This is a genomic window from Luteimonas terricola (assembly GCF_004352845.1).
Lineage (GTDB): Bacteria > Pseudomonadota > Gammaproteobacteria > Xanthomonadales > Xanthomonadaceae > Luteimonas > Luteimonas terricola.
In genome coordinates this window covers 12,859-26,669 of sequence record NZ_SJRX01000012.1, presented here as the reverse complement: position 1 = coordinate 26,669, position 13,811 = coordinate 12,859, and the positions used below count along the sequence as shown (strand labels likewise).

11 protein-coding genes are annotated in these 13,811 nt (G+C 66.3%); 10 read left to right on the top strand and 1 reads right to left on the bottom strand.

Annotated features, from left to right (window positions below):
• The first annotated feature begins 60 nt into the window (after positions 1-60).
• The 5 genes from grxD to ppnN all read left to right on the top strand — a co-directional run bounded on the left by grxD (position 61) and on the right by ppnN (position 6,615).
• Complete coding sequence (grxD, locus tag E2169_RS13440) at positions 61-387, top strand: Grx4 family monothiol glutaredoxin (protein ID WP_132987130.1); 327 nt, start codon at positions 61-63, stop codon at positions 385-387.
• Complete coding sequence (locus tag E2169_RS13435) at positions 384-1,133, top strand: SDR family NAD(P)-dependent oxidoreductase (protein ID WP_132987129.1); 750 nt, start codon at positions 384-386, stop codon at positions 1,131-1,133. Before grxD ends, E2169_RS13435 begins: the two co-directional genes overlap by 4 nt.
• Entirely contained in the window at positions 1,130-1,729 is a 600-nt protein-coding gene (locus E2169_RS13430) for a YhgN family NAAT transporter (RefSeq protein WP_132987128.1), read from the top strand. The genes E2169_RS13435 and E2169_RS13430 overlap by 4 nt, the downstream gene beginning before the upstream one ends.
• 155 nt (positions 1,730-1,884) lie before the next feature.
• Positions 1,885-5,100: a TonB-dependent receptor gene (locus E2169_RS13425; RefSeq protein WP_132987127.1), complete on the top strand. Its 3,216-nt coding sequence runs from the start codon at positions 1,885-1,887 to the stop codon at positions 5,098-5,100.
• A 126-nt stretch (positions 5,101-5,226) separates the two neighbouring features.
• Complete coding sequence (gene ppnN / locus E2169_RS13420) at positions 5,227-6,615, top strand: nucleotide 5'-monophosphate nucleosidase PpnN (RefSeq protein ID WP_132987126.1); 1,389 nt, start codon at positions 5,227-5,229, stop codon at positions 6,613-6,615.
• Between the two features lies 1 nt (position 6,616).
• Here ppnN and E2169_RS13415 read toward each other — a convergent pair whose 3' ends face one another.
• Positions 6,617-7,657: a sensor histidine kinase gene (locus tag E2169_RS13415; RefSeq protein WP_132987125.1), complete on the bottom strand. Its 1,041-nt coding sequence runs from the start codon at positions 7,655-7,657 to the stop codon at positions 6,617-6,619.
• A 131-nt stretch (positions 7,658-7,788) separates the two neighbouring features.
• On the opposite strand from E2169_RS13415, the gene E2169_RS13410 reads away from it, so the two are divergent.
• The 5 genes from E2169_RS13410 to E2169_RS13390 are packed head-to-tail and all read left to right on the top strand — an operon-like array spanning position 7,789 to position 13,805.
• Entirely contained in the window at positions 7,789-8,388 is a 600-nt protein-coding gene (locus E2169_RS13410) for a GspH/FimT family pseudopilin (protein WP_165942435.1), read from the top strand.
• 1 nt (position 8,389) lies between these two features.
• Positions 8,390-8,866, top strand: a complete 477-nt coding sequence (gene pilV / locus E2169_RS13405; RefSeq protein WP_165942434.1) for a type IV pilus modification protein PilV — start codon at positions 8,390-8,392, stop codon at positions 8,864-8,866.
• Between the two features lies 1 nt (position 8,867).
• The gene (locus tag E2169_RS13400; protein WP_132987122.1) at positions 8,868-9,965 is read left to right on the top strand and encodes a PilW family protein; all 1,098 of its coding nucleotides are present in this window, start codon (positions 8,868-8,870) and stop codon (positions 9,963-9,965) included.
• Positions 9,962-10,486 (top strand): pilus assembly PilX family protein, encoded by a 525-nt coding sequence (locus E2169_RS13395; protein WP_132987121.1) that lies wholly within the window; start codon positions 9,962-9,964, stop codon positions 10,484-10,486. The genes E2169_RS13400 and E2169_RS13395 overlap by 4 nt, the downstream gene beginning before the upstream one ends.
• 10 nt (positions 10,487-10,496) lie before the next feature.
• Positions 10,497-13,805, top strand: coding sequence for a pilus assembly protein (locus E2169_RS13390; RefSeq protein ID WP_165942432.1), 3,309 nt, complete (start codon positions 10,497-10,499; stop codon positions 13,803-13,805).
• Positions 13,806-13,811: the final 6 nt, after the last annotated feature.

The window sequence follows — 13,811 nt, the reverse complement described above, 5'->3', positions numbered from 1 at the left end:
GCGCGATCCCCATTGCGCGCTGCGTGGCTCCGGCCCGCCGCCCAGAACGTCGGAGCCGACATGCCCATCATCGAACGCATCCAGGCCGAAATTTCAGGCCATCCCATCGTCCTCTTCATGAAGGGCACGCCGCAGTTCCCGATGTGCGGCTTCTCCAGCCGCACCGCGGGCGCGCTGCGCGAAGCCGGCGCCGACATGGCGACCCTGCACAGCGTCAACGTGCTCGAGGACCCCGAGGTCCGTGCCAACCTGCCCCGTATCTCCAACTGGCCGACCTTCCCGCAGCTGTTCATCCACGGCGAGCTGATCGGCGGCTGCGACATCACCATGGAGCTGTTCGAGTCCGGTGAGCTGGCACGCATGATCGCGGAGACGCAGAAGGCGTGAGCACGCCCGCGGCCGACGCGGGCGCGCCGGCCGCGCTGGCCGGGCGCGTGGTCCTGGTGACCGGCGCCCACGGCGGGCTGGGCGCGGCCGCCGCGCATGCCTGCGCGCGCGCGGGCGCGACCGCGGTGCTGCTCGGCCGCAAGGTACCCAAGCTCAACCGGGTCTATGACGCGATCGCGCGCGACCCGGCGGGCCTGCCGGAGCCGGTCAACTATCCCTTCGATCTTGCCGGCGCCGAATACGGGGATCACGTGGAGCTGGCGGAACGCATCGGCGCCCAGCTCGGCCGCCTGGATGGCGTGGTGCATTGTGCCGCCGACTTTGCCGGCCTGACCCCGCTCGAACACACCGATCCGGGCAGCTTCGCCCGCACGCTGCACGTCGACCTCACCGCGCGCTGGTGGCTGACCCGGGCCTGCCTGCCGCTGCTGCGCCAGGCGCCCGACGCCTCGGTGGTCTTCGTGCTCGATGACGAAGTCCCGGCCGCCTACCGCGGCGCTTACGGCATCGCCCAGCACGGCCAGCGCGCCCTGCTCGATACCCTGCACGCCGAGCACGGCGGCGGCCCCGTCCGCTTCCACGGCCTGTGCCCGGGTCCGCTGCGCACGCCGCTGCGCGCGCGCTCGCACGTGGCCGACGAGGACCGTCGCGCCCGCGATCCCGCCGTGGCGGCCGAGGCCTGCGTCACCCTGCTGTCAGCGGCCGGTGCCGCGCACCGCGGCCAGGCCTGGGCGCCGCCGCGATGACCATCGCCTCCGCGGCCCTGCTGCTGTTCCTGATCCTGGACCCGCTGGGGAACATCCCGGTGTTCCTCAGCATCCTGCGCAACCTGTCGCCGAAGCGGCAGCGGATCGTGCTGGCCCGGGAGCTCCTGATCGCGCTGGGCGTATTGATGGTGTTCCTCTGGGTTGGCAAGCACGCGCTGGAGGTCATGCACCTGCGGCAGGAGTCGGTGTCGATCGCCGGCGGCATCGTCCTGTTCCTGATCGGCCTGCGCATGATCTTCCCGCCGCCCGAGGGCCTGATGGGCGAGCTGCCCGGCGGCGAGCCCTTCATCGTCCCGCTGGCGGTGCCGCTGGTGGCGGGACCTTCGGGCATGGCCGCGGTGATGCTGATGGGGACCCGGGAGCCCGACCGCCTCTGGGAGTGGAGCCTGGCGCTGCTGGTCGCCTGGGGCGCAACCGCCGCGATCCTGTTCTGCGCACCTTATCTATACCGTCTGCTGGGCGCCCGTGCCCTGACCGCCGTGGAGCGCTTGATGGGCATGCTGCTGGTGGCGATCTCGGTGCAGATGCTGCTGGACGGGCTGGCCAGCTATCTGGGCGGCCTGCCGCCGGTTTGAAACCGTCATCCGGGTGTCATATACGCCGGCTACCGTGTTAATCTGTTGTTAACCGCTGCCGCTCCGGCGGTCGCGGCGTGAGTGGGAACCACACCCGAAATCATCCTTCCGCGCCTGCCTGGCGCGATCCGTTTTTCCTTGCCAAGAGTCCAGCCATGACCCGTCGCAATGTCCTCCGTGTGTCGAAACTTTCGCTCGGCCTGATCGCCGCGCTTGCCGCCGCACCCGTCCTCGCCCAGAGCTCCACCTCCGCGGGCGTGGGCGGCGTGGTGATGGGCAGCGACGGCCAGCCGGTCACCAACGCAGAAGTCATCATCGTCCACGTCGAATCCGGCACCACCAGCCGCGTGACCACCGATGCCAGCGGCCGCTACAGCGCCCGCGGCCTGCGCGTGGGCGGCCCGTACGAGATCGTCATCACCAAGGCCGGCGCTGGCACCAAGACCGAGGACAACGTCTACCTCGGCCTGAACCAGGTCAACACCGTCAACGCCCAGCTCACCGGTGACGTGACCACGCTCGGCACCGTGACCGCGATCGGCGTGGCCGGCGGCTCGGACATCTTCAGCGCCACCAAGATGGGCACCGGCACCAACCTCCACAACGAGATCATCGAGGCGCTGCCTTCGGCCAGCCGCAACATCCAGGACTACATCCGCCTGGATCCGCGCATCTCGCAGATCAGCAAGGCGGACGGCTCGATCTCCGCCGGCGGCCAGAACTCGCGCTTCAACGTGATCCGCATCGACGGCGTCAGCAACTCCGACCCGTTCGGCCTCGAAGCCAACAACATGCCGACCGAGCGCCAGCCGGTCTCCATGGACGCGATCGAGGAAATCCAGATCGACCTGGCCAACTACGACACCACCATCTCCGGCGGTACCGGCGCGGTGGTCAACGCCGTGACCAAGTCGGGCACCAACGAGTTCCACGGCAGTGCGTACTACGCGCTGCGCGACGGCGACTGGGTGCGCGACGAACTGCGCGGCATCGAGTTCAACGGCTTCGACAAGGAAGAGACCTACGGCCTCACCTTCGGCGGCCCGATCATCAAGGACCGCCTGTTCTTCTTCGCCAATTACGAGCAGTTCAAGCGCGAGCGCCCGGGCACCAGCCTGTCGGGCACCCCGTACGGCGACGGCGACATCACCGATGCCGACATCCAGCGCGTGATCGCGGCCGCCAACGGCTTCGGTTTCGACCCGGGCAGCTTCAACCCGCCGAGCATCTCCGAGACCGACATCGAGGAGTACGCGGTCAAGCTCGACTGGAACATCAACGACAACCACCGTGCGGCCCTGCGCTACAGCAAGACCGAGGAAATCGTGCCCAAGCTGGTCGGCTTCGGTGGCAGCAGCGTCTCGCTGTCGAGCTACTGGTATGACCAGAACAAGACCTTCGAGAGCACCGTCGCCGAACTCTTCAGCGACTGGAGCGAGAACTTCTCGACCGAGTTCAAGGTCTCGCAGCGCGACTACTCGTCGATCGCGGCCACCTATGCCGACCTGCCGACCATCTTCATCAACAACGTCGGCCCGGGCCAGGACAGCATCAACCTCGGCACCGAGCGCAACCGCCACGTCAACGTCGTCGACACCGAGCAGCTGACCGTGTTCGGTGCCGGTACCTGGTACGCCGGCGACCACACCCTGAAGTTCGGCTTCGACTACGAGGACAACGAGATCCTCAACTTCTACGGCCGCGACCTCAACGGTGCGTGGACCTTCGACAGCCTCGAGGACTTCGAAGCCGGCCGGGCCATCCGCTACGACCTGCGCGCCCCGCGTCCGGGCGGCAGCCGTTCCGACATCCCGGCGGCCTACTCCTTCGAGAACCTGGGCCTGTTCGTGCAGGACACCTGGGCGGTCAACTACAACCTGAGCCTGATGTTCGGCCTGCGCGTCGACATGCCCGACTTCGGCGACAAGCCGATCTACAACCAGCGCATCCAGGACATCTACGGCCTCGACAACTCGGTGACCGTCGACAAGGAGCTGTGGCAGCCGCGCTTCGGCTTCAACTACACCTTCGACAGCGAGCGTCCGACCCAGCTGCGCGGCGGCATCGGCCTGTTCCAGGGCGGCAACCCGAACGTGTGGCTCGCCGGCCCGTTCCAGAACACCGGCCTGAACTTCGACAGCTACAGCCTTCGCGGCGACGATGTGCCGGACTTCGATCCGAGCGTGCCTCCGGCCGTGCCGGCCGGCGGCGGTGCCTCCGCGCCGCGCATCACCGCCGACATCGTGGAGCCGGGCCTGGCCCTGCCGTCGATCTGGAAGGCCAACCTTGCGATCGACCACGAGCTGCCCTGGTACGGCATCGTGGCGTCGGCCGAACTGCTGCTGACCAAGAACAAGAATGCCCTGTGGTTCGACCGCATCGACATCGGTGCGCCGACCTACCAGGGCCAGGACGGCCGCATGCTCTACTGGAACCAGGCTGGCCTGGATCCGGCCAACTCCGGCCGCTTCGGCATGACCCACGGCAGCGGCGGCGCCAGCAACCGCGCCAACAAGCATGCCGACGTCGACCAGGCCATCGTGATCCGCAACACCGACAAGGGTTCGGCCCGCCAGCTCACCGTGGCGCTGTCCAAGCCGGTGGTCGACCAGTGGGGTTGGACGGTGGGCTATACCCACACGTCCGCCACCGAGTTCAGCCCGGCGACGAGCTCGCAGAACTCGTCGAACTGGAACAACACCATGGTGTTCAACTCCAACGACCCGGTGGGTTACAACTCCCGCTATGCCATCAGGGACCGCTTCACCGCGGCCGTGACCTGGCAGAAGGCGTTCTTCGGCGACAACATGACCAGCGCCGGCCTGTTCTACGAGGGTCGTTCGGGTCGTCCGTTCAGCTACATCTACTACAACGACATCAACGGTGACAGCGCCGGCACGAACGACCTGTTCTACGTGCCTGCCGGCCCCGGCGACGTCCTGTGGACGGGGGGCGCGGCGATGGAGCAGGACTACTTCAACTGGATGGCCGAGAACGCCCCCGAGCTGCAGCGCTACCGCGGCCAGGTGGCACCCGCCAACGCCTTCCGCGCCGACTGGACCAACACCTTCGACGTCCGCGTGAGCCAGGAAGTCCCGATGTTCTTCAAGGGTCACAAGGCGGAAATCGCCCTGGACATCATGAATATCGGCAACCTGATCAACAAGGACTGGGGCCTGATCGACGACTACGGCTTCTTCTCCACCCGCCGCGTGGCCAACTATGCGGGCGTCGATCCGGAGACCGGCAAGTACGTCTACAACTTCAGCGGTTCCACCGACAACTCCGGCATCCAGGAGAACAACGGCGACGGCATCAACACCGCCGTCTCCCGCTGGTCGGTCATGCTGAGCCTGAAGTACAAGTTCTGATCGCAAGCGCGTAGCAACAACGGAACGGCCGGGCATGTCCCGGCCGTTTCCGTTTCCGTTGCCGCGCCCCGTTGCGCTAGAGTCGGTGCCCGAAAACACGACGACAACAAGAAGAAGAGAGCACGCATGAAGGACACCCCCACGGCCCCGGCCACCCTGCCGACCGTCAGCGCCCGCATCTACCCGCGCGGCGGCCTCGACATCCTCTCGCGCGATGAAGTGGCCCGGCTCAAGGATGCCTCCACCGGCGGCCTGCACGACCTGCTGCGCCGCTGCGCCCTGGCCGTGCTGACCAGCGGCAGCGCCAACGACGACCCCCGCGCCGCGCAGGAGATGTACCCCGACTTCGACATCCAGGTGCTGCAGCAGGACCGCGGCCTGCACATCGAACTGGTCAGGGCCCCGGCGATGGCCTTCGTCGACGGCGAGATCATCCGCGGCGTGGCCGAACTGCTGTTCGCCACCGTGCGCGACCTGGCCTACATGGCCATCGAACTCGGCCCCGAATACGCGGCCGACGTGGAGTCATCCGCCGGCATCACCGACGCCGTCTTCGGCCTGCTGCGGAACGCGCGCCTACTGCACCCGTCCGATCCCAACCTCGTGGTGTGCTGGGGCGGGCACTCCATCAGCCGCGTCGAATACGAGTACACCAAGCTGGTGGGCTACGAGCTCGGCCTGCGTGGCCTCGACATCTGCACCGGCTGCGGCCCCGGCGCCATGAAGGGCCCGATGAAGGGCGCCAACATCGCCCACGCCAAGCAGCGCCAGCGCCGCCCGCGCTACATCGGCATCACCGAGCCCGGCATCATCGCCGCGGAGTCGCCGAACCCGATCGTCAACCAGCTCGTGATCATGCCGGACATCGAGAAGCGCCTGGAGGCCTTCGTCCGCATCGGCCACGGCATCATCGTATTCCCGGGCGGCGTGGGCACCGCGGAGGAGATCCTGTACCTGCTGGGCCTCCTGCTGCGCGAGGAGAATGCCGAACTGCCGTTCCCGCTGATCCTGACCGGCCCCGTGTCCTCCGCGCCGTATTTCGAACAGATCGACCGCTTCATCCGCCTGACCCTGGGCGACGCCGCCACCGAGCGCTACGAGATCATCGTCGGCGATCCCCAGGCGGTCGCCCGTCGCATGGCCGCCGGCGTGAAGCGCGTGCGCGAGGCGCGGATCCACAACAAGGATTCGTTCTACTTCAACTGGGGCCTGGATATCCCGCTGCCGTTCCAGCAGCCGTTCGTGCCGACGCACGAGGCGATGGCGGGGCTGGACCTGCACCACGGGCGGAAGCCGCATGAGCTGGCGGCGGACCTGCGCCGGGCGTTTTCCGGGATCGTGGCGGGGAACGTGAAGGAAGACGGGATGCGGCGGATCGAGGCGTATGGGCCGTTCCAGATCCATGGCGACCGGGACATGATGGAGTCGCTGGATGCGCTGCTGAGGGCGTTCGTGGAGCAGCGGCGGATGAAGATTTCGGGGGAGTATCGGCCCTGCTATGAAGTGGTGACTTGACTCAGGTCGCGGCAGGAGCAGCGGGTAGGCGGATGGTGGCGACGTAGCGTCCGTCTGCCGCGCCGGTGGACAGTGCACCGCGGCCGTCGGTCATGGCCTCGATGCGGCTGGCCACGGACGGCAGCCCCACGCCATGGCCTGGCGTGGGGGCGGTGACATCGGTACGGTCCGGCAGGTCATTGCGCACCGTAACGTTGATCCACATGTCATCGACGGTGACCAGGATGTCTATCCGCCCACCTTCCACGCGCCGCTCGATGCCGTGGCGGACGGCGTTCTCGGCCAGCGGCTGGATGGCGAGGGCAGGGACTTCGACTTCGGGCAACGAAGGTGGCAACTCCCATCGGACCGTCAGTCGCTCCGCCAGCCTGAGCTGCTCGATCTCCAGATAACGGCGCACCAGCCCAACCTCCTCCTCCAAGCGGATGTGGCGCGGCCCGGCCAGCGCGGCGCGAAACAAGTCCGACAGGTCGAGCAACACCTGCTCGGCCTCCGCGGGGCGCTGGTGGACCAGGGCAATGGCGGTGTTGAGGCTGTTGAAGAGGAAGTGGGGGTGTGTGCGGGCCTGGAGGGCTTCGAGTTCGGCGTGCTTGGCGCGGACTGCGGATCTCTGTGCCTGCCAGTGATTGTGCAGCGCCGCGAGGCCCAGCACGCCGACCGCGACCACGATCCCCGTGATCCGCAGCACGGGCCATGGCCAGGAGGCATCCGAAGTCCCGAGCACCGACGGTCCGAGCAGCATCCGCACGGAGCCGACCGCGATCCACGTCCATATCAACAGACCCAGCAGTCCCAGATATGCCACGTGCAGTGGCCTGAGCCGGCGGATCCATTTCCGCAGCCCATACAGCGACCCAAGTGTCAGCAGGATCACCCACTGGATCAGGAACGAAGCCAAACCGAACAGCACCAGCCTGTTGGCTTCGACGCCTGGCGACAGGGCCAGCACCAGCGCGAGGCATTCGCCGGCCAGGATCGACCAGACGATGGCGGGCGCCTGCCACAGGGTATCGATGGGGTGGCTGGATGCATCCCGGGTCATCGCGACATCATAGGGGCTGCCGCTGCCGTTCGGAGGTCCAGCGCGGCCACCCATCGGCCAATGGTGGCTCCCGTGGATGGTTCTCCTTAGTCTGCATGTGACGAAAAAGAACGATGCAGGGGAGTGCATGTATGTCCGTGGTTGGACTCGCCCGGGATGCCGCTGTGCCGCGCCGACGGCCGGTACGTGGCTTCACGCTGATCGAACTGCTGGTGACCGTGGCCCTGCTGGCGATCCTCGTTGCGCTGGCCGCGCCCAGCTTCGCCAACCTGATCAACTCCAACCGGCTCGCCGGCGCCGCCAACGACATCGTGGCGGCCCTGCAGGTGGCGCGGATGGAAGCCATCCGGCGCGGCCAGAGCGTGGTCATCTGCCCCTCCACCGACGGCGCTTCCTGTGCCGGCGCAGAGTGGTCGCGGATGATCGTGTTCTCGGATCGAAACGGCAACCAGGCCGTGAATGCTCCCCAGGACGTGGTGCTCCGGGACATCACTCTGGCCGCTGCCGGGATGCAGGTGGTGCCCAGCGCCAGCGTCGGTGGCAGCGGTTGGATCCGGTTCTCACCCGACGGCCTTGCCTGGGTGGGCGCCAACCGCAGTGGGGCGATCGGTGTCTGCAGCAACCGGCTCCCCGATGCCAGCAACACACGCGACGTGCGGATCGCCACCAGCCGGGTGTCCGTCAGCACGCGTAACGGAACTTCGGCCTGCACCGCGCCATCGGACAACTGACATGCCAACCACACACGACTACAAGCCTGCCGGTCGGCGCGCTGCATACCAGCGCGGCAGCACCCTGCTCGAGGTAATGATCGCCGTGCTGATCCTGGCCATTGGCATGCTGGGTCTCGCCGCGCTCTCGGCCGTTACCATCAAGAACAGCAACAGCGCGGCAGCGCGATCGCAGGCCGTGGTGCAGGTGTATTCCCTGTTCGACACGCTGCGGCTGGACCGCGCGCAGGCGAGTGCGGGGGCCTTCAACGTCTCTGACTGGTCGTGCGCGACCCTCAATGCCGACCCCGATTCCGGCATCGACTACTCGGTGTTCAATGGCTGGCTGTCGCAGGTGCAAGCGAACCTCGGCGACCCCAATGCATGCGGGCGGCTGGTCTGCGGAGCGGACACCTGCACGGCCGGCATCCGCTGGGACGACAGCCGCGGAACCGATGGCAGCGACGCACTTGAAATCCAGACCATGAGCAGGCTTTGACATGAACATCCACGCACGTCGTCGCCCATCCGCGGCGCAGGGCCAACGCGGCGCCACCCTGATCGAACTGATGATCGCGCTCCTGCTCGGGCTGGTGGTGGTGGCTGCGGCCAGTGGCCTCTTCCTGACCAACAAACGCGTGTACGCGTCCACCGAGACGATCAACCGCATCCAGGAAAACTCGCGCGTCTCATTCGAGATCATGTCACGCGACATCCGCGAGGCAGCGGCGAAGCCATGTGGCAACTCGTCGACGACGGTCAACCTGTTGCAAAGCCGCGACTCCGCCTGGTGGGAGCAGTTCGGCGAGGGGCTCCGCGGCTACGACGGCAACCAAGTGTCGCCCGGGACCGTGATCGGTACGGGGGTCGCGCAGCGGGTGGCCGGCACCGATGCCATCGACCTTCATCTGGTCAACGATGGCGACTATGCGGTGGTCAAGCACGACACGCCCAGCGCAACACTGGACCTCAACAACAGAAACGGTCTGGTCGAGGGCGACATCGTGATGGTGTGCAACACCGAGTATTCGCTGATCTTCCAGATCACCGGATTCAACGGGACAGGTCTCCTGCATACGGGCGCGGGCAGCATCACGCCCGGTAACTGCGGCTCGGAGTTCCAGTTCGAGGATCCGGACCTGTCCAAGTGCTCCGGTGCAAGCGCACCCAACGGCTATTGCGTGATGGGTGCCACCTCCGCGCAGTGCGTGAAGAGCAGCGAAGATCCTGCGGCCTTGGCCAGGATCCAGACTTCGCGCTGGTACATCGGCAACAACGCGCGCGGCGGGCGTTCGCTGTACCGGGCACAACTGGTGAACCGCACGGCGACCTTGACGCCCAATATCGTGGATGCGGTCGAGATCGCCGAGGGCATCGGCGCCATGCAGCTCCAGTACCGGTCCAACGGTTCGACCGTGTGGCGGGACGCGACGGCGGTAGCCGACTGGACGATCGTCAACGCCGTGCGGGTCAACTTCACCGCCGAAGGCACCGAGGGCGCGCTCAGCGGCGGCTACCTCGATGGCACCGACGGCGATGTCCTCAACCGCTCGGTCAGCCACGTGGTGGCGATCCGCAACCGGGAGGGCGTGCTGTGAGCCGCGTGCAGGCCGAGCGCGGCGCGTCGCTGGTGGTGGTGCTGCTGCTCCTGCTGGTGGTCACGCTGCTCGGGCTTGCGTCCCTGCGCAGCACGCTGCTGCAGGAGCGCATGGCAGGCAACCTGGCCGCGCGCGGCAACGCCTTCCAGGTCGCCGAAGCCGTGCTGCGCGAAGCCGAGGGGTTCGCGGCATCGAAGCCTTCGCCGCCGGCCGCCGGGTGTGCCAACGGTGTTTGCGCGCGTTACGTGGCAACCGCGGGCACCCTGCCGCCCTGGGAGGCCGACGCGTTCTGGGAGACGGGAAGCAGCGGCTTCCGGCTGGCGGCCGCAGACATGAACGGAATTCGCGCACAGTACGTGGTCGAGGACTATGGCAAGGGCATGGATACAAGTTGTACGGGGTCGGTGGACATGTCCGCGCCTGAATGTGACGTCGAGACCCAGATATATCGCATCACCGTGCGCAGCCGCGCCCCGGACGGCGCGGCCGTCCTTCTGCAGTCCCTGTACGAAGTGCCTTGAGGATCACGCCATGAAGCGCAAGACTCCCCGCGTGGACACTGGACGTCGCCTGGCGATCGCCATCGGCTTCGCGGCCGCGTGCATCGGCGCACAGGCGCCAGCGGCGTCCTTCCCCGATTATCCGTTGCAGACCGGGACAGGTTCGATACCGCCGAACATCATGTTCATCCTGGACGACTCAGGGTCGATGGCATGGCTGGCGATGCCTGCCAACCTCACGACGCTCAATGACCGGGTCGAGCACCGGAGCTACGTCCACAATACGATCTACTACGACCCGCGGATCGACTACCGGGCGTGGATGCAGGCCAATGGCCTGCGGATGACGGGAGGCACGACCTATGCGTCCGCCTTCAGGAATCTGAATCTGGCCACCGACGCGATCAATCTCGCATCGATCGGCGACCAGACGTATTACGTGCCGAGAAGCGGCGTGACGCTACCTGGGACCGACAACGCCGACTATGACAAATACATCATCCGCCCCAGCGGAGCGGTGGAGCACTGTGAATGGGTGGTGGTCAGTCCGGGCGGTGGTAGCTGGGACAACTGTGTCGCGGCTACGCCAACCGGCAGGAGCGCGGAAGCCGAACGCAACAACTATGCGACCTGGTTTTCCTACCACCGCACGCGCATGAAGGCGGCAAAGGCCGGTGCAAGCGAGGCATTCTCGGGCCTTGGGCAGAACTTCCGCGTCGGTTATGACTCGATCTGGAACCGCAGGGGCGCCAGCACCGTGGGTGGTGGCCTCCCGGCGCTGCAGATTCCGGTGTCGCAAAACAATGGACTTTTCACAGGCGTCAACCGGACCTCCTGGTTCGAGCATCTTTTCGAGGCCCAGGGAATAAGCACGACGCCCTTGCATGGGGCACTCCAGCGTACGGGTCGATACTACGAAACCCAGACCGGCGCAAGCGGTCCCTGGGGGCCGCAGACGGGGGATGCGCAGCTGAGCTGTCGCCAGAATTACGCCATCCTCACCACTGACGGTTACTGGAACAGCAGTTCCGGCTATACCGAAATCGGCAATGCCGATGGCACGTCCGGGGAAAAGATCGAGTCCCCCGACGGCGAGCGGACCTATACGTATGCACCGGAGCGGCCGTACACCGACGGTTTCTCGAACACGTTGGCGGACGTCGCCATGCACTATTGGAAGCGGGACTTGCGCGATGACCTGGATAACAACGTGCCATCCTCTGCGTCCAATCCGGCTTTCTGGCAGAACATGTCGACCTTCGGCATCTCCATCGGCCTGCAGGGCACGCTGTCGCCGGACGATGTGATCCTCATCGAAGGCAATGAAAAGAGCTGGCCGAACCCATGGCGGACGGACACGAACAGTTCTGACAGCTGGAACAACGAATCAGCGAGACGTATCGACGACTTGTTGCATGCCTCCGTGAACGGTCGTGGCAGCTTCGTGGCTGCGTCCAACCCCCAGGAATTCGCCGACGCGCTGCAGGACAGTCTGGCGGCGATCGCACGTCGGCGCTCCTCGGGTTCCAACGTCGCGTCGAACGGACCGTCGCTCAACAGCGGATCGCACCTTTTCCAGGCCACGTACACCTCCGGAGAGTGGTCCGGCGACGTAACAGGCATCAGCATCGTGGGCGGGACCATCGCAGGCACTCCGGCTTGGAGCATGGCCGCAGTCGCCAACAGTGATCCCGTGGCCTTCCGTGACCGCGAGGTATATACATGGAACGGTTCGGGTACTGACTTCCCGACATCGGTGCAGCGCACTGCATTGGCGCGGGACGTCGGGCTGGCAGGTGAAGCCACCGGCGAGGAGAACGCAAACTACATCAAGGGTCATCGCGCGGGCGAGGGCACGTCGCAGACCTCATTGCGCAGGAGGACCTCGCCGATCGGCGACATCGTGAACTCCTCGCCGTTCTACGTGCCTGAAACCAATATGCTTTACATTGGCGCCAACGACGGCATGCTGCATGCGATCGACGCCTCGAACGGCAGCACGCGGTTCTCCTATGTGCCGGCGGGCCTGAACTTCAGCAATCTCGCGATGCTCAGCAGCCAGGACTACAGCCACCGCTTCTTCGTGGATGGAGGGGTGGACGTCACCACTCGCGCGCAGGGCGGCGGCCGCAATATCCTCGTGGCGAGCCTCGGCCGTGGTGGCAGGGGCGTGTTCGCGCTGGACGTCACAGAGACCGGGGCGGACGAGCTGGATGACGACCTGGTGCTTTGGGACAAGACCTCGCAAGGCAGCATCGAGGCTGGGGACATGGGCCACGTGCTGGGGGCGCCGCTTGTGCGGCAGGGCAACACCGATGTCCCCCTGGCGATCGTCGGCAACGGTGTCGACAGTCCCAACGGGACTGCCGCGCTCTTCATCTACAACGCTCTGACCGGTGCACTCATCAAGAAGATCGTCGTCGACGATACAGGCGGCAACGGCCTGGCGGAAGCACGCGCAGCCGACGTGACCGGCGACGGCAAGGCCGACTACATCTATGCCGGGGACCTGAAGGGCAATCTCTGGAAGTTCGACGTCAGCGAGACCAACGTCTCGCAGTGGAAGGTCTCGCACAAGAGCGGAAATACCCCGGTCCCGATCTTTCGCGCGCGCGACGCTTCCAATAACCCGCAGCCGATCACCTCGGCGGTCGCGCTCGCCCGCCATCCAGGCAACGGACGCGTCTTCGTGCTGTTCGGCACAGGCAGGTACCTTACCAACGGTGACCTCGGTAGCACCGCGACGCAATCCGTCTACGCACTGATGGACGAGGATTCGGGCAGCTATCCGATTACCAGGAGCCAACTGCACGAGCGCACCATCCCACTGACCGGCGTCGATTCGCTGGGACGAGCGGCGAGGTCCTGGGAACCCTATTCCGAGCTCGATGTGGGCAAGCGGGGCTGGTTCGTCGATCTGGGCGTGCCTACCGCCGGCGAGCGGGTGGTCACCGCGCCCTTCGTCCGGGCACGGGCGCTGTGGTTCTCGAGCATCATTCCCCTGCCGGGCGAAGGCTGCGACTCGGGCGGCACGGGCTATCTGAACGCGGTTGATGCCTTCACCGGAACCAATCCTCGCGCCCCGGTGGGGGGAGGCACTTACACATTCATCGACGTGAACAATGACGGCCAAGGCAATGACCGACTTGCAGGGAGCGGTGGCACGGGCGAGTCCGGCTTCATCACGTCGGTGGACCTGGGTATTGGCATGCCTTCGCAGGGCATCGGCGTTGGCAATGCCATCTACGTGTGTGGTTCCGACGCCGAGTGCGGCAGAGCGCCCACACCACCGCCCGGGAGCGGTCCCGCCCGGCTTCGCTGGCGCGAACTGGTCGATTAGGAGTGA